The sequence below is a fragment of the Streptomyces sp. NPDC015131 genome (assembly GCF_043079975.1).
Classification (GTDB): Bacteria; Actinomycetota; Actinomycetes; order Streptomycetales; family Streptomycetaceae; genus Streptomyces.
On record NZ_JBIBVB010000008.1, the window covers coordinates 82,246 to 96,838 of the forward strand.

A 14,593-nucleotide genomic window follows, 5' to 3' on the forward strand; every position below is an offset into this window, starting at 1 on the left:
GGGTCACAGGGCGCCGGCGATGCGCCGAACCGCCTCGGTGAGGATCTCCGGCGAGGTGGCGAGATTGATCCGGGCGTGGCCGGTGCCGCCGGTGCCGAAGGTGGGGCCGGGGTGCAGGGCGACACGGGCGCGGTCGGTGAGGACGGCCGCGGGGTCGTCGCCGAGGCCGTACGCGCGGAAGTCCAGCCAGGCGAGGTAGGTGCCCTGGCCGGGCGTGTGGCGGACGCCGGGCAGGTGGGTGGCCAGGAGCTCGGTGAGGAGCCGCCGGTTGGCCGCGAGGCCGTCGAGTACGGAGTCGAGCCAGGCGCCGCCCTCGCGCAGGGCCGCGGTGTGGGCCAGGACGCCGAGGTGGCTCGGGCCGTGCTCGACCTCGGGCGGCATGCGGGCGAGGTCGGGTTCGGCGGCGGGCCCGGCGACCGCGAGCGCGGCCTTGAGGCCGGCGAGGTTCCACGCCTTGGAGGCGGACATCAGGGAGAAGGCGTTCCCGGCGCCCGGCACGCCGAGGTAGGGCACGAACCGGGCCGGACGGGGCACCAGCGGGGCGTGGATCTCGTCGGCGACGACGCGTACTCCGTGGCGGTCGGCGAGTGCGGCGACGGTGGCCAGTTCGGCGGCGGTGTGCACGGTGCCGGTGGGGTTGTGGGGGCTGCACAGCAGGTACGCGGCGCGGCGACCGCCCCGGGTGGCCGACCGGAACGCGTCCTCCAGCGCGGCGGGGTCGATGCGGCCCCGTGCGTCGAGGGGCGCCTCGGCGATGTGGCGGCCCGAGTTCCGGGTGAACGCGTAGAACGGCGGATAGACGGGGCAGTTGACGACGACGGTGTCCCCGGGACCGGTGAGGAGCTTGAGGACCTCCACGATGCCCAGCATCACGTCGGGCACCAGCCGGGTGCGTTCCACGGTGACACCGTCCCAGTCCCAGCGCTCCCGGGCGAAGGCCGCCAGGGCCTCGGTGTAGCCGGTGCCGGCGGGGTAGCCGGTGTCGCCGAGGGCGACCGCCCGGTGGAGCGCCTCCGCCACCGGTTCGGCCAGGGGGACGTCCATCTCGGCGACCCACAGGGGCAGTACGTCGTCGGGGTACGCGCGCCACTTGACGCTGGTGCGGCGGCGCAGCTGCTCCAGGGAGAGCTGCCGGAACGGGTCGTCGGGGGCGGCGGGGCGGCCGTTCGGTATCTCCTGCTCCATGGCCGGTGATTCTAGGGCGTGTGATTTTTCCGGATCGTTCCGGTCCGTGGCGGGTGGCCGGTTCACATCGCCCCGTTCCACTTCACCCTGGTTCGCATCGCCCCGGTTCACATCGCCCCGGGACCGACGCCGCCCTTGAGGCGTTCGATGTCGGAGGGCCGCACCTGGATGACGAGGAGGGCGACCACGGCGGCGACGGCGGTGAAGATGGCCGCGACGACGAAGGCGGCGGAGACACCGGAGGTGAGGATCTGGTCCGACCACGGTGGTGGGAGTTCGCCGGTGCGCTGGAAGCGGAGGCGTTCGGCCGGGGTGGCCTGGGACAGGAAGGAGGGGATCTGCTTCTCCGCCTCGTTGGCGGTCGCCGTGCCGAACATGGTGACCAGGATGGACAGACCCAGCGATCCGCCCACCTGCTGGGTGGCGTTGAGCAGCCCGGAGGCGGCACCGGTCTCCGGGACGGGCACGTTCGACAGCGCCATCAGGGTCAGCGCGACGAACTCCATGCCCATGCCGAGGCCGAAGACCAGCATCGGGCCCAGGATGCTGCCCAGGTAGGTGGAGTGCACGTCCGTCAGGGTCAGCCAGGCGAGTCCCGCCGCGGCGAGCAGACCTCCGGTCACCATGAAGGGCTTGGGGCCGTACTTCGGCAGCAGCTGGGAGGCGATCCCGGCGCCGACCGCGATGATGGCGCTCACCGGCAGGAAGGCGAGGCCGGCTCTGAGCGGGCTGAAGTCCAGCACGTTCTGGACGAACAGGGTGAGGAAGAAGAACATGCCGAACATCGCCGCGGCGAGGCTGAGCATGATGGCGTAGGTGCCCGCGCGGTTGCGGTCGGCGAACATGTGCAGAGGTGTGATCGGCTGCCTGGAGCGCCGTTCGACGAACACGAACAGGGCGAGGACGACGACCGCCACGGCGAACGAGGCCACGGTGAGCGGATCGCCCCAGCCGTCCTGCGCGGCCCGGATGAACCCGTACACCAGCAGCACCATGCCGAGCGTGGAGGTCAGCGCGCCGGTGATGTCGAACTTGCCGGGGTGGCGCTCGGACTCCTTGATCCACTTCGGGGTGGCGAGGGCGATGAGCAGGCCGATGGGCACGTTGACGAACAGCACCCAGCGCCAGTCGAGCCACTCGACGAGCAGACCGCCAGCTAGCAGGCCGATGGCGCTGCCGCCCGCGGAGACGGCGGCGAACACACCGAACGCCCGGTTGCGTTCCGGCCCTTCCTTGAACGTCGTGCTGATGAGGGCGAGCGACGTCGGGGAGGCGATGGCGCCGCCGACGCCCTGGAGGGCACGGGCGGCGAGGAGTTGGCCGGACGACTGGGCCAGGCCACCGAGCAGCGAGGCCAGTACGAACAGCAGCACACCGAAGATGAAGACCCGGCGGCGCCCCAGGATGTCGCCCGCGCGTCCGCCGAGCAGCAGCAGGCCGCCGAAGGTGAGCGTGTAGGCGTTGACCACCCAGGAGAGGTTGGTGGTCGAGAAGTTCAGCGAACTCTGGATGTGTGGCAGGGCGATGTTCACGATGGTGATGTCCAGCACCACCATCAACTGGCACGAGGCGATGACCAGGAGGGCCATCGCATTGCCACCGCCCCGCTGGGGGGTGGTGGCCGTGGAAGCGGCAGTCGGCTGATGTCCGGTCATGGCACGCATCCCTCGCCGCGGGGTCGGCGGACGGTCACGGAGCGTTGCCCGGTCGGGCAGGCTCCGTCCACTGTTCGACCGTAAGGCCGGAGAGTTCACCCGACCAGTCGATCACCGAGCGCCCCGGGTGGCGTCCCTGGCCCGTCCGGGCCGGTGGGCGGGGGATTCACCGAGGGCTGAACGCCGGTGCGGCCGGTACCGGCCCCGTAGGCGCCGGGCGCTCCTAGGGTGGGGGGATGACCGAGACCGTGAAGACGACCGTGGACCCGTTCGCCGCCGATGAGAGGACAGGCCACGCGCGCGTGGAGCCGCTGTGGCGGCATCTCGTGGGGGACGTGCTGCGGCGTGAACGCCGCGCGCAGGGGCGCACCCTGAGGGACGTGGCCGATGCGGCCCGGATCTCGATGCCGTACCTGTCCGAGGTGGAGCGCGGCCGCAAGGAGGCGTCGTCGGAGGTCCTCGCGGCCGCGGCGCACGCCCTGGGGCTGAGCCTCGCCGACCTCCTCGCGCTGGCCGGCGCGGAGCTGGCCCGTCCGGTCCGGGTGAGTTCTTTGACGCGGCGGGCCGGGGCCGGGGCGGTCGCGGGGTCGGGGTCGGGGTCGGGGTCGGACGGAGGGTCGGTCGCGGGGCCGGGCGGTGCTGTACGGCGGCCGGCGCCGGCCCGTACTACGGGGGCAGGGTCCCGGGACGGGCTCGCTCTGGCGGCCTGACCGTACCGCTCCCCCGCCCGACGGGCCGGTGCCCGGCCGTGAGACGCCGGGGCTACGGAGCGCGGCGGTGCTCGACGAGCGCGACGGAGTGTGCCCAGCCGGCCGCCAGGCCGTGCACGCGGCGCTCCGGGTGCCCGCCCGTCGGGTCGGGGTCGGCCGGCCCGGGGGTGCGCGGCGCGCGGTCGCCGTGTCCCAGGCCCCAGGTGCCGCACCGGTGCGGCCCGTCGCGCTCCGGGGCGAGCACCGCCAGGCTGCTCCGGTAGCCGCCCGTCACCCGGTGGACGCCGCGCACCCGGGGGACGCTGACCGGGGTGGCCGGGTCGTGGTCCGGGGACAGTCCGAGCTGGCCGCAGTGGTTGTTGCCCCAGGCGCGGACCGTGCCGTCGGACAGGACGGCCAGGCTGTGGTGCCAGCCGGCGTCGAGGGACCTCACACCGGCCAGGTCCCGTACGGGGACGGGGACGCGGCGCTCTTCGTTGGTGCCGTCGCCGAGCTGGCACCAGTGGTTGGTGCCCCAGGCGCGGACGGTGCCGTCGCTCAGGAGGGCGATGCTGAAGTAGCCGCCGCCGGACACCGCCGTGACCTCTCCGAGGTCGCGGACGGCCACCGGTGTGCGGCGCTCGTCGTTGCTGCCGTCGCCGAGCTGGCCCCGGTTGTTGGACCCCCAGCTGCGGACCGTGCCGTCCGCGAGCAGGGCGAGGTTGTGCCCGCCTCCGGCGGCGATCGCGACGACGTCGCGCAGCCCGCTGACGGGGACGGGCGTGTGGTGGTCCTCGGCGCTGCCGCTGCCGATCTGGCCCCAGTCGTTGGCGCCCCAGGCCCGGACGGTGCCGTCCTGGAGCAGGGCCACACTGTGGCCGCCGCCCGCCGCGACGGCCGTGACACCGCTGAGGCCCGGTACGGCGACCGGGCCGTGCCGGTCGTGGCGAGTGCCGTCGCCCAGCTGTCCGTAGTGGTTGGCACCCCAGGCGAGGACCGTCCCGTCACGGGTGAGGGCCAGGGTGTGGTGGGAGCCGGCCGCGACGGCCGCGGTGCCGGGCCCGATGGCGTCGAGGGCGACCGGGGTGTCGCGTGCGCCGCGGGTGCCGTCGCCGAGCTGCCCGCAGTGGTTGGTGCCCCACGCCAGGACGGTGCGGAGGCCGGTGGTCGCGGCGCTGCTCATGTCGGGGTCCCTCCCGGTGGTGCTCGTCCGTCGGGGGCGCCGGTACGGCACCCCGGGACAGCCGTCCCCGCTCGCCGCCCCGGGGCACCGGGCGGGCCCGGGGGATCACCCGCACGTGCGGGCGGACGGCGGTGGTACGGGACGGGGGCGGGGGCATGGGACGGGGCGGTGGCGCGGGACGGGGCGGGCCTGTCACAGGCGGTGCCTACACTTCGTGAGGTGGAGCTTCGCCATCTGGAACATTTCGTGGCCGTGGCCGAGGAGGGCAATGTCACCCGGGCCGCCGCGCGGCTGCACCTGGCGCAGTCGGGGCTGTCGGCGTCCGTGCGCGCCCTGGAACGGGAGCTGGGCGCCGAGCTGTTCGTCCGGTCGGCGCGGGGCGTGGGCCTGACCGACGCGGGGCGCGCCCTGTTGCGGGAGGCCCGGCGCACGCTGGACAGCGCGGCGGCGGCGCGGGAGGCGGTCGCGGCGGTACGGGACGTGGTGGGCGGGGTGCTGCGGGTGGGCACCGAGCAGTGCATGGGCGCGGCCGATCCGTTCGGCACCCTGCTGGAGTTCGGGGCGCGCCACCCCTCGGTGGAGGTGCGGGTCGAGCAGGCCGGGTCCGCCGTGCTGCTGGAGCGGCTGCGGCAGGGCCGTCTGGACGTGGCGTTCGTCGCCGGGCCCGGGGAGGCGGCGGGGGTGCGGCTGCGGCGGCTGGCGCGGGAGCCGATGGGGGTGTTGTGCGGGGCGGGGCACCGGCTGGCGGCGCGGTCCGGGCCGGCGGACACGGCGGACCTGGCGGGGCAGGTGGAGGTGGCGGAGCTGGCGGGCGAGGTGTTCGTGGACCTGCGTCCGGAGTGGGGTTCCCGGCGGGTCGCCGACGAGGCGTTCGCCGCGGCGGGCGTCGTACGCGGGATCGCCATGCAGGTGGACGATGTGCACAAGCTGATCGAGGTGGTCGGGCGGGGCACTGCGGTGGCGTTCGTCCCCCGCTCCGTGGCGGACAAGGAGCAGGCCCGGGAGCTGGGGCTGCGGTGGCTGGCGCCCTCGCCGGAGGCCGGCTGGGAGGTGTCGGTGGCGTGGCCCGCCCAGGGGCGCCCCCCGGCCGCGGCGCGCGCCCTGCTGGAGCGCGTGCGGCCGGTTCCGGGGAGCGGTGAGCAGCCGGAGTGATGGCTGCCATCAGCAGATGGTGTTGGACAGGGCGGGGCGGGGCGCCGAGGCTGGAGCGGTGACTGAGACACCCACCCACCCCGCCATGCCCGTCCGCCGTATCGGTCGTACGGAGGTGAGCGCGATCGGTCTGGGCGCGATGCCGCTGTCCGTCCAGGGCAGGCCGGACGAGCGGCAGGCCGTCGCGACCCTCCACGCGGCGCTGGACGCGGGGATCACCCTGATCGACACGGCCGACGCCTACCACCTCGACGCCGGGGACCCCGGGCACAACGAGAAGCTGATCGCCCGGGCCCTCGCCACGTACGGGGGCGACACGTCCGGCGTGCTGGTGGCCACCAAGGGCGGCCACACCCGGCCGGACGGCGCCTGGGCGCTGGACGGCCGCCCGGAGTACCTGCGCCGGGCGGCCGACGCCTCGCTGCGGCGGCTGGGCGTGGACGCGATCGGGCTGTACCAGTACCACCGCCCCGACCCGGCCGTCCCGTACGAGGAGACCCTGGGGGCGCTCGGCGAGCTGTACGACGCGGGGAAGGTCCGGGCGGTGGGCGTCTCCAACGCCGATCCGGAGCAGATCCGGCTGGCCCACGACATGCTCGGCGAGCGGCTGGTGGCCGTGCAGAACCAGTTCTCGCCCTCGTACCGCGGCAGTCTGCCGGAGCTGGAGCTGTGCGAGCGGCTGGGGCTGGCGTTCCTGCCGTGGAGTCCGCTGGGCGGGATCGGCGGGGCGGGCGAGCTGGGCTCGCGGCACCGGGCGTTCCACGAGGTGGCGGGCGAGCTGGGGGTGAGTCCTCAGCGGGTGTGCCTGGCCTGGATGCTGGCCCTGTCGCTGTGCGTCGTCCCGATCCCGGGGTCCCGCCGCGCGGAGAACGTACGGGACTGCGCCCTGGCCGCCGGGCTGGCGCTGTCGGAGGCGCAGGTGGCGCGGCTGAGCGCCACGGACTGACCGGGGACGGGGGACCGCTCCTCACCGGGCCTTGAGGACGATCCAGACCTGTCCGGTGGCGAAGGTGAGCGGATCGCCGGACGGGGTGGTGAAGGTGGTGCCGGCGTCGGCGGACGGCCGGCTCCAGCGCGCCTCGTGGCTCCGCCCGTCCCGCAGCACCGTGGCGGTGCCGGAGCCCACGGTGTCGGTGTACGGGGTGACGCTGCCGCCACGGTCGCGGAAGCGCGAGGGGCGGACGTCGACGTCCTGCACCACGACCGTCCGGGCCGTCGTCCGCCCGCCGTCGGTGGTGCGGGCGGGCTCCCCGTCCATGGACACGAGCCACCGGTCGCCGGCGTCGGACCAGGTGAAGGTGAACCGCGCCGAGGGGTAGCGCACGGTGTGCGCGTTCACCGGTGTGCCGCCCTCCGGCGGGGCGCCGAAGCGGAAGCCGATGTCCTTGGCCGTGGACGCGTCGGGCGCGGCGTCCAGGGCGCGTGCGGGGCGGGCGTAGAGGTTGTGCGGAGCCGGCCGGTCCTCGCCCCGGAAGAAGGCACCGGGGGCGTCCGACGGGGTGAGCGGGAAGAGCGGGGCCGCGTCGATCAGGGGCCGCAGGGCGGCCTGCTCGCCGGAGTAGGCAAGGGCGGGCCGGCCGAACTGGCGCAGCAGTTCCAGATCCGACTCGCGGGCGCTGCGCACCGGTCCCACGGCGGGTGGCAGCTTCGAGGAGTAGACGGCGAGGAGGCGGGTCTGCCCGGCCTCGACCTGCTCGACGTACACGAGGTCGGCCGCGCCGAGTCCGGTGTGGGGCCGGGCCGGGCGGACGTTGTCGATCTTGACGGCGATTACGGGTGCGGGCGTGGCCGGCAGGCCGGTGAAGGGGGACGGGCCGCGGTCGGTGGGCGAGGTCGCCGCCGGCGGCCGGGGGGCGGTGTCGCCTCCGGTTCCGGAGCAGGCGGCGAGGCCGGCGGTCATGGCCGCGGCGAGTGCCACGGCGACGGCTGCGCCGGCCGGTCCACGTCTGCGTTCTACGCCCATGGGCACCAGCTCCTGCCTGCCTCCAGTGGACCACGAAAGGCGGTACGGAGACAGTGGGGCGGGCACGGCGGGCCGGACGGGCCCGGGAGGGGGCCCGGCGTGGGCGTCAGGAGAGCACGCCGATGCTCCAGAGGTAGTGGACGACGACGCCCGCGAGGCAGACCAGGACGATGGCCGAGCCGATGCCCGTGTGCCGTCTGCGGCCGGTGGTCCGCCGGGGCCGTGTGCCCCGGGTGCCCGGTTGCCCACCGCGCCTCCGCTCGCGCCGGGGGCGGGCCGCCGCGTTCCGGCGGGCGGTGGCGGCCTCGGCCAGGACCGGCTCGGCGGCCGTCTCGGCGAGCAGGCGGCGGCAGGCCGCGGCGAGTTCGGCGGTGCCGGCGGAGTGCGGTACGACGGCTTCCGAGCGGGCCGGGGCGGTCGTGCCGCCGTCCAGGATGCGGCCGGCCCGCAGGAGTATCTCGCCCTTGCCGCCGGCCGGCGCGAGGCTGATCCAGCGCTGGACGTGCTCGCCCCGGATGACCACGCCACCCGTGCGCTCCCGGTAGACGGTGTGCTCCCGCCACAGGACGGTGGCCAACTGTTGCGCGGCCTCCCTCAGTTGCACGCTCATGCGCCTCCCCCTCGTCGATGTGTTCGAATCAAGGAAGGCACTCTAGCGGCAGGTACACACCAACGGGGTGGCGGGCCCGGGTCACGGACACACCGGGCCGCACACTGGGGGCATGACCAGCACCAGCGAGGACCTCAGCACTCCGGCCGCCGTCCTGCACGCGTCGTACGAGGCGTTCATGGCCGCCGTACGGGAGATCGACGACGAGCGCTCCTGGGCGCCGACCGGGTGCGCCGGCTGGGCCGCCCGCGACCTGGTGTTCCACTGCCTGACCGACGTCCGGCGCGGCCTCAACGCCCTGCACACCCCCACCGCCGCGCGGCCCGACCGCGACGCCGTCACCTACTGGGCCGACTGGCGACAGGACGGCACCGACAGTGAACGCGCGGCGCGGGACCGCCGGTTCAGCCGCGCCGTGGCCGGAATGTTCCCGGACTTCGGGGACCTGCGCGCGCTGTACCTGGAGACGACGGCGGCCGCCCTGCACGCCGCCCGGAACACCGACCCGGGTCGGGCGGTGGCCACGCAGGGGCACGTCCTGAGCGCGGGCGACCTGCTGCGTACGCTCGCGGTGGAGGCGACGGTCCACCACCTCGACCTCGGCGCGGTGCCGGGCGCGCTGCCCGGCCCCTCCCCCGCCGGGCTCGCCGAGGTCCGCCGCACCCTCGACGGGCTGCTGGGGCGTCCGGTCCCGCTGCCGTGGGACGACGCGCACTACGCCCGCGCGGCCACCGGCCGGGCCGCCCTCACCGGGGCGGAACGGGCCGCGCTGGGTGCGGACGCGGCGCGCTTCCCCCTCTTCGGCTGACCGGACCTCCGCGCCCGCCGGGGCATGGTTCACGCGTCACACGTCGTGGCCCCGGGCGGCGAGCCATCGGTGGACGGCGGCCTTGTCGGCCACGCTGATGCGCACGGGCCCGTCCTGCGTGGGCCCCTCGTCCTCGTTGAAGGCGGTGTCGGTGACCCGGGCCGTGACCCAGTCGGCCAGTTCCCGGGCGGACTCGGCGGAGAGGGCATCCCGCTCCCACTCCTCCCGGGCCCGGTCCGCGGCCGGCGGGTCGTGCCGCCCCGCCTCCTCCAGCCACGCCGGTACGAGTCGTCCGACGATCCGTTCGTCCGCTGCGGAATGGTTCATGCCCCATGTGTGACCGCCGGGGCGGGGTGTCAATCCCGCGTGTACGGGATGTCAATCGCGGGCCCGACCCGGGACCGGCCCTACGCGCGCGTGCGGCGGCCCCCGCTGCGGCGGACGGGTGAACTCGCGGCCGCGTCGTTCCGCGCCCGTGACGCGGCCGGAGACGGCCTGTTACGCAAGGGAACCCGGGGGATCCGGGTGTCTCGATCGACGAAGGAAGAACATGATCAAGAAGGTTCTGGCCACGGCCGGTGTCGCCGCCGCCGTCCTCGGTGTCTCCGCGCCGACGGCCGCCGCCGTGGGCGACCGCGGGATCGACACGCAGAACGGCAACTTCGCCACCCAGTCGTACGGCAACACGACGACCGGCGGTGTGATGAGCCCGCAGATCGGGCTGGTCCAGGGGTCGCTGAACAAGCTGTGCGTCGGCCTGCCGGCCCAGGCGGACGTCCAGAACATCGCGCTGATCAACGTCGGCGTCCAGGACATCCTGAACGACACCCAGAACCAGCAGTGCACGGAGAACTCCACCGCGGTCAAGGGCGACAGCGCCCTGTCGCACATCCTGGAGAACGTCATCTCCGAGAACCTCTCGGCGGCGGTCCAGGACTGACCGTTGGGGCTGACCGTTCGGGGCTGAAGAGTCCAGAACTGACGGTCCAGGGCTGACGGTCCAGGGCTGACGGTTCAGGGCCGGGAGGTCCGGGACCGAGGTCCATCCGGCCGGTCCGCAGGGCGTGGCAGCACGCCGTGCGGGCCGGTCGTCGTATGCGCGGGGAGGATCACCGGCCGGTACGGACCGGCCCGGTGCGGGGGGCCGGTGCGGAGAGGGCCGCCCAGACCGTCTTGCCCCGCAGCGGGGCCGGGTCCCAGGACCAGGACTGGCTGAGGGCCCCCACGAGGGCGAGGCCCCGCCCGTCACCGTCGCCGTCGGCGGCCCGGCGCGGGCACGGGGGCTCGGAGCTGGGGTCCGAGACGGCGCAGACCACCAGTCCGGGGTAGCGGAAGAGGCCGAGCCAGACCGGGTGCTCCACGAGCGGGGCCTCCGGGACGTCCAGGCCGTGCCGGACGGCGTTGGTGACCAGTTCGCTGACGACCAGCGACATGTCCGTCACGAGCGACGGCAGCGCCCATGAGGTGAGTGTGTTCCTCACGAACCACCGCGCCTGACCCGGGCTCTTCGGGCAGCCGCCGAGTCCGCAGGCGGCGAAGCCGTCCAGACTCTCGTCGCGCGGCAGCGCGGTCTCCGTACGCGATAAGGCCGACATGTGAGCCGTCACTGGGCATGTCCCCCTGCTGGCTTCGGTGTTCGACAGTGCGGGAGTCGAGCTGGAACGAGTATCGTCGGGTTCGACGGCAGAATGCAATTGCATCTGGGATTGCATTCCGGACGATCTGGAACGCCTGAACGAGACAACAGGGGTTGGTGGGTGTGGAGTTCTACAACGGCATGCGAGCCGGAGCGCTGGGTCCGGTCGCCTGGACGAAGAGCGGACGCAGCAACGCCACGGGGAACTGCGTCGAGTTGGCCGCCCTCCCGGACGGGCGGTTCGCCGTCCGGAACTCGCGCGACCCGCTGGGGCCCGCGCTCATCTATACGCGGGACGAGATCGAGGCGTTCGTCGCGGGAGCCCGCGACGGGGACTTCGACGCCGTACTGGGCTGAACCGGCCACCGGAACCACCCGCTCTCTGGATCGCCGGGCCCGTGCTGGATACTGTCGTGTCCTCATACGGCAGGAGCGCCCCGATGACCGCGAAGGAACGGAGCACGTCGTTGTTCGTCCGGCCCCTGGGGGCGGTCGAGAACAACCCGACCGCCCTGAAGCTCATCCTGGGCGGCAAGCTGCGTGAACTACGCGTGAGCGCAGGGCTCGACCCGGCGGACGTCGACGTCCGCCTCGGCTTCTCCCGGTCGAAGACCAGCCGCCTGGAGCTGGGCCGGCACGGCTGCAAGCCGGCCGACGCCGAGGCCCTGCTGCGGCTGTACGGGGTGGAGGACGAGGACTCGGTCGCGGAGTTCCAGCGGCTGGTCGCCCAGTCCCGGCGGCCCGACTGGTGGCGCTCCTTCAGCGACGTCCTGTCGGACTTCTTCACCCCGCTGGTCGCGCTGGAGGGAGCGGCGGCGATCATACGCACGTACGAGCCGTTCTACGTGCCGGGTCTGCTCCAGACGCCCGCCTACGCGCGGGCGGTCATCGAGTCGGGTCCCTCCCGGCTCCTCCCCCACGAGGTGCGGCGCCGGGTGGACCTGCGCCAGGAGCGGCAGCGTCAGCTGGACCAGCCGGACGCGCCGCGGCTGTGGGCGGTCATCGACGAGTCGGTGCTCATGCGGACGGTCGGCGGGGCCCGGGTGATGCGGGACCAGCTGGAGCACCTGGCCGCGATGATGCGGCGCGCGCATGTGACGGTCCAGATCGCACCGCTGGACGTCACCGCCTCGGTCGGCGTGGGGACGGGCGTGACCTATCTGCGGTTCGCCCTCGGGGACCTCAAGGACGCCGTCTACATCGAGCACCTGACGGACAGCACGTTCAGCCAGAAGCCCGGGACCGTGGAGCAGTACCGCGACATGCTCGACCGGCTCGGTGCCTGCGCGCTCACACCCAAGGACTCACTGATCCTGCTGGAGGAGCGCATCGGGCGCTACGCCTGAGCCGCGCCGGGGCGGGAGCGCGCCGGCGGTCCGGCACCCCGGAGCCGGCCGGGGGCGCCGGGGGCCCGGCACCGCGGGGCGGCACCGGGCCGGAGCGTACGCCCAGCGGCACCGAGCCGGAGCGTACGCCTAGCGGATCCTGGCGACGCCGCCCCACTCCACCCACTCGTCGGTCTGCTGCGTGGGGGCGAGGTCGCTGTCGGGGCGCCAGGTCGACACCTCCACCAGACCGGGTTCGAGGATCTCCATACCGCTGAGGAACTCGGTCACCTCACGCTCCTCGCGGACCCGGCCCCAGTGCCCGCCGGTCGCCTCCGCCATGAAGTCGGTGACGAAGGTCCGGATCTCGGGGCGGTCGCTGACGAGCTGGCAGACGACGAGGAAGCTTCCCGGTACGAGGCGTTCGGCGACCCTGCGAACGAGGGCACCCGGGTCGTCCTCGTCGGGGATGCAGTGCAGGACCGACACGAAGAGGGCCGCGACCGGGCGGTCGAAGTCGATCAGCCGGCGGGTGTCCTCGTGGTCCATGATGCCGTCGGTGTCGCGCATGTCCGCCTGGATGACGGTCGTGCGGTCGTTCTCGTCCAGCAGCGCCCGGCCGTGCGCCAGCACGATGGGGTCGTTGTCGACGTAGACGACGCTGGAGGAGGGGTCGACGGCCTGGGCGACCTGGTGCACATTGTCCTGGGTGGGCAGGCCCGAGCCGTGGTCGATGAATTGGCGGATTCCGTACTCCGTGGCGAGGACGCGCACGACCCTCCGGAGGAAGTGCCGGTTGTTCACCGCCAGGGCCTTCGTACTGGGCACCTGCTTCAGCAGGAGCTCGCACGCGGCCCGGTCGGACTCGTAGTTGTCGCTGCCCCCCAGGAAGTAGTCGTACATGCGCGCCACGCTGGGCACGGTGGTGTCGATGGCTTCAGGGCTCCACAACTCGCGTGCCATCCAGTCCTCATCCGCCTCGGTGTCGTCACGTCGTCAGGTCGTCGTACGAGAGGCACATGGTAGGGACGGAAGGCCGTCCGGTATGAGGAATGGCCGGACCGGTGGATGAGGACCGCTCCTTTCGGCCATGGTGTCAGCGCATGACACCTTCGGGGCTGCCGTGCCGGGTACCGCCCTCTCCCGGGCCGCCGTCCCCGCCGCTGTCGTGCCAGCGCTCCAGGCGGCGCTGGAGCACCTGGAGCGCCCCGCGCTGGCGCCCGGGAACCCGGCGGCGCAGGGCGATCAGGGCCGGGGCCAGCGCGCGGGCCGCCTCGGCGTCGCGGAGCTGCTCCCACTGGTGGTGCGCCCGGTCGACGGCGCCCTCGACCTCGGGGTCGTCGAGCGCCTGGTGGCGCGAGAGCCGGGCCTCGGCGGCCACCATCCACAGCCGGCAGCTGGCCGCGGGGTCCCGGGCGAGCCGGGCCAGGTCGGCGCGGACCTCCAGCCAGTGGATCGCCTCGGGCGAGCCGGAGCCGTGGGTGCGGTGCGCGTGCTGCTCCCAGGCCGCAGCGGCTGCCGCCGCCTCCCCGTGCCGGCCGGCCTCGGCGGCGGCGAGGAGGGACGGCAGGGGGTCGTCGGCGCCCCGGGCGGTGGCGGCGGCACCGGCCCCGTGGCGCGCCGGGGGCACGGTCGCGCCCGGGAGCACCGTCGTACCCGGACCCACCGTCACGCCCGGGGGCGCCGCCCCATCCGACACCGCCGTCACGCCCGCGGCGGGCGTTGGCGGGAATTCGGCGGCGAACAGCAGTGCGCCCGCCCCGGGCTGATCGCCCGTCTGTGCGAGGGCCTGCTCGTGGAGGGCGGCGAGCGGCGGGCGGGCTCCGCTGCGCCAGACGGCGGCGTACGCCTTGAGGTAGTCGGGGCTCGCCAGCGCGCGGCGCCCGGGCGGCGGGGCGACCCGCCCGTACACCCGTACCCCGTGGCAGAGGGCGAGCAGGCCGGGGTCGGTGGCGAGCCGGCGCCAGGTGGGGTCGTCCGCGACCAGGTCGACGACGACGGTGGTGGTGCCGGGACGGCGCAGCTTCAGCTCGCCCGCGATCCAGTGCCACGGGAGGGCGGTGTAGCGGAGTGTGGCGGGCGCCGTCCGGGCCAGGGCGAAGTGCGGCAGCTGCTGCCGGTGGTCGAGGTGGAGCTGCCCGGTGACGCAGAGCCAGAGCGGTCCCGGGGCGGCGACGGCGGCCCGCAGCCGGGTCAGGACGGCCTGCGGGTCGAGCGGGTCCGCCAGTTCCACCAGGGTCGCGGTGGTGGTGCCGGTCAGCGCGCCCGGCGGCACGGCGGCCAGTGCGGGCAGCACGCTCACCGCGTCGATCAGCCGACCCTTGCCGACGGGGGCGGCCGCCAGCAGCAGCGCCGTCCCGGCCGTGTCCTCCCTGTCGATCACCACA

The 14,593-nt window shown here is 74.3% G+C and carries 16 protein-coding genes; 7 read left to right on the forward strand and 9 right to left on the reverse strand.

The window, feature by feature from the left end; translation table 11 throughout:
- Positions 1 to 3: 3 nt before the first annotated feature.
- Entirely contained in the window at positions 4 to 1,185 is a 1,182-nt protein-coding gene (locus ACF08D_RS28205; protein WP_392226523.1) for a MalY/PatB family protein, read from the reverse strand.
- A gap of 107 nt (positions 1,186 to 1,292) precedes the next feature.
- Positions 1,293 to 2,840: an MFS transporter gene (locus ACF08D_RS28210; RefSeq protein WP_392226525.1), complete on the reverse strand. Its 1,548-nt coding sequence runs from the start codon at positions 2,838 to 2,840 to the stop codon at positions 1,293 to 1,295.
- A gap of 236 nt (positions 2,841 to 3,076) precedes the next feature.
- Between ACF08D_RS28210 and ACF08D_RS28215 the strand changes: the two genes are divergently transcribed.
- On the forward strand, positions 3,077 to 3,550 hold the full coding sequence (locus tag ACF08D_RS28215; protein ID WP_392226527.1) for a helix-turn-helix domain-containing protein: 474 nt from the start codon (positions 3,077 to 3,079) through the stop codon (positions 3,548 to 3,550).
- 52 nt (positions 3,551 to 3,602) lie between these two features.
- Here the strand turns inward: ACF08D_RS28215 and ACF08D_RS28220 are convergent, their stop codons facing one another.
- Complete coding sequence (locus ACF08D_RS28220) at positions 3,603 to 4,712, reverse strand: RCC1 domain-containing protein (protein WP_392226528.1); 1,110 nt, start codon at positions 4,710 to 4,712, stop codon at positions 3,603 to 3,605.
- Positions 4,713 to 4,931: 219 nt separating this feature from the next.
- Between ACF08D_RS28220 and ACF08D_RS28225 the strand changes: the two genes are divergently transcribed.
- Both ACF08D_RS28225 and ACF08D_RS28230 read left to right on the forward strand, forming a co-directional pair.
- Complete coding sequence (locus ACF08D_RS28225) at positions 4,932 to 5,864, forward strand: LysR family transcriptional regulator (RefSeq protein ID WP_392226530.1); 933 nt, start codon at positions 4,932 to 4,934, stop codon at positions 5,862 to 5,864.
- Between the two features lie 85 nt (positions 5,865 to 5,949).
- Positions 5,950 to 6,810, forward strand: coding sequence for an aldo/keto reductase (locus ACF08D_RS28230; protein WP_392227076.1), 861 nt, complete (start codon positions 5,950 to 5,952; stop codon positions 6,808 to 6,810).
- A 21-nt stretch (positions 6,811 to 6,831) separates the two neighbouring features.
- Here the strand turns inward: ACF08D_RS28230 and ACF08D_RS28235 are convergent, their stop codons facing one another.
- Together ACF08D_RS28235 and ACF08D_RS28240 are read right to left on the reverse strand one after the other, a co-directional pair.
- Positions 6,832 to 7,827, reverse strand: coding sequence for a DUF3048 domain-containing protein (locus tag ACF08D_RS28235; protein ID WP_392226531.1), 996 nt, complete (start codon positions 7,825 to 7,827; stop codon positions 6,832 to 6,834).
- Between the two features lie 106 nt (positions 7,828 to 7,933).
- Positions 7,934 to 8,437: a hypothetical protein gene (locus ACF08D_RS28240; protein ID WP_392226533.1), complete on the reverse strand. Its 504-nt coding sequence runs from the start codon at positions 8,435 to 8,437 to the stop codon at positions 7,934 to 7,936.
- A 112-nt stretch (positions 8,438 to 8,549) separates the two neighbouring features.
- Between ACF08D_RS28240 and ACF08D_RS28245 the strand changes: the two genes are divergently transcribed.
- Positions 8,550 to 9,245 (forward strand): maleylpyruvate isomerase N-terminal domain-containing protein, encoded by a 696-nt coding sequence (locus tag ACF08D_RS28245; protein ID WP_392226534.1) that lies wholly within the window; start codon positions 8,550 to 8,552, stop codon positions 9,243 to 9,245.
- Positions 9,246 to 9,281: 36 nt separating this feature from the next.
- Here the strand turns inward: ACF08D_RS28245 and ACF08D_RS28250 are convergent, their stop codons facing one another.
- Positions 9,282 to 9,572: a hypothetical protein gene (locus ACF08D_RS28250; RefSeq protein ID WP_392226536.1), complete on the reverse strand. Its 291-nt coding sequence runs from the start codon at positions 9,570 to 9,572 to the stop codon at positions 9,282 to 9,284.
- 223 nt (positions 9,573 to 9,795) lie between these two features.
- Here ACF08D_RS28250 and ACF08D_RS28255 point away from each other — a divergent pair, with 223 nt between their 5' ends.
- Positions 9,796 to 10,185, forward strand: coding sequence for a rodlin (locus tag ACF08D_RS28255; protein ID WP_392226538.1), 390 nt, complete (start codon positions 9,796 to 9,798; stop codon positions 10,183 to 10,185).
- A gap of 169 nt (positions 10,186 to 10,354) precedes the next feature.
- Here ACF08D_RS28255 and ACF08D_RS28260 read toward each other — a convergent pair whose 3' ends face one another.
- Positions 10,355 to 10,840, reverse strand: coding sequence for an ATP-binding protein (locus tag ACF08D_RS28260; protein ID WP_392226540.1), 486 nt, complete (start codon positions 10,838 to 10,840; stop codon positions 10,355 to 10,357).
- Positions 10,841 to 11,022: 182 nt separating this feature from the next.
- Between ACF08D_RS28260 and ACF08D_RS28265 the strand changes: the two genes are divergently transcribed.
- Both ACF08D_RS28265 and ACF08D_RS28270 read left to right on the forward strand, forming a co-directional pair.
- Positions 11,023 to 11,238, forward strand: coding sequence for a DUF397 domain-containing protein (locus ACF08D_RS28265; protein ID WP_392227078.1), 216 nt, complete (start codon positions 11,023 to 11,025; stop codon positions 11,236 to 11,238).
- Positions 11,239 to 11,321: 83 nt separating this feature from the next.
- Positions 11,322 to 12,227, forward strand: a complete 906-nt coding sequence (locus ACF08D_RS28270) for a helix-turn-helix domain-containing protein (RefSeq protein ID WP_392226542.1) — start codon at positions 11,322 to 11,324, stop codon at positions 12,225 to 12,227.
- A gap of 129 nt (positions 12,228 to 12,356) precedes the next feature.
- On the opposite strand, the gene ACF08D_RS28275 is transcribed toward ACF08D_RS28270, so the two are convergent.
- Positions 12,357 to 13,169, reverse strand: a complete 813-nt coding sequence (locus ACF08D_RS28275) for an SAM-dependent methyltransferase (RefSeq protein ID WP_392226544.1) — start codon at positions 13,167 to 13,169, stop codon at positions 12,357 to 12,359.
- Between the two features lie 133 nt (positions 13,170 to 13,302).
- Positions 13,303 to 14,592, reverse strand: a complete 1,290-nt coding sequence (locus tag ACF08D_RS28280) for a hypothetical protein (protein WP_392226545.1) — start codon at positions 14,590 to 14,592, stop codon at positions 13,303 to 13,305.
- Between the last annotated feature and the right edge of the window lies 1 nt (position 14,593).

What these genes read in the sequence shown, in the direction of transcription:
- ACF08D_RS28205 (WP_392226523.1), bottom strand. Translation starts at nt 1,185, where the DNA reads ATGGAGCAGGAGATACCGAACGGCCGCCCCGCCGCCCCCGACGACCCG.
- ACF08D_RS28210 (WP_392226525.1), bottom strand. Translation starts at nt 2,840, where the DNA reads ATGACCGGACATCAGCCGACTGCCGCTTCCACGGCCACCACCCCCCAG.
- ACF08D_RS28215 (WP_392226527.1), top strand. Translation starts at nt 3,077, where the DNA reads ATGACCGAGACCGTGAAGACGACCGTGGACCCGTTCGCCGCCGATGAG.
- ACF08D_RS28220 (WP_392226528.1), bottom strand. Translation starts at nt 4,712, where the DNA reads ATGAGCAGCGCCGCGACCACCGGCCTCCGCACCGTCCTGGCGTGGGGC.
- ACF08D_RS28230 (WP_392227076.1), top strand. Translation starts at nt 5,950, where the DNA reads ATGCCCGTCCGCCGTATCGGTCGTACGGAGGTGAGCGCGATCGGTCTG.
- ACF08D_RS28235 (WP_392226531.1), bottom strand. Translation starts at nt 7,827, where the DNA reads ATGGGCGTAGAACGCAGACGTGGACCGGCCGGCGCAGCCGTCGCCGTG.
- ACF08D_RS28240 (WP_392226533.1), bottom strand. Translation starts at nt 8,437, where the DNA reads ATGAGCGTGCAACTGAGGGAGGCCGCGCAACAGTTGGCCACCGTCCTG.
- ACF08D_RS28245 (WP_392226534.1), top strand. Translation starts at nt 8,550, where the DNA reads ATGACCAGCACCAGCGAGGACCTCAGCACTCCGGCCGCCGTCCTGCAC.
- ACF08D_RS28250 (WP_392226536.1), bottom strand. Translation starts at nt 9,572, where the DNA reads ATGAACCATTCCGCAGCGGACGAACGGATCGTCGGACGACTCGTACCG.
- ACF08D_RS28255 (WP_392226538.1), top strand. Translation starts at nt 9,796, where the DNA reads ATGATCAAGAAGGTTCTGGCCACGGCCGGTGTCGCCGCCGCCGTCCTC.
- ACF08D_RS28260 (WP_392226540.1), bottom strand. Translation starts at nt 10,840, where the DNA reads ATGTCGGCCTTATCGCGTACGGAGACCGCGCTGCCGCGCGACGAGAGT.
- ACF08D_RS28265 (WP_392227078.1), top strand. Translation starts at nt 11,023, where the DNA reads ATGCGAGCCGGAGCGCTGGGTCCGGTCGCCTGGACGAAGAGCGGACGC.
- ACF08D_RS28270 (WP_392226542.1), top strand. Translation starts at nt 11,322, where the DNA reads ATGACCGCGAAGGAACGGAGCACGTCGTTGTTCGTCCGGCCCCTGGGG.
- ACF08D_RS28275 (WP_392226544.1), bottom strand. Translation starts at nt 13,169, where the DNA reads ATGGCACGCGAGTTGTGGAGCCCTGAAGCCATCGACACCACCGTGCCC.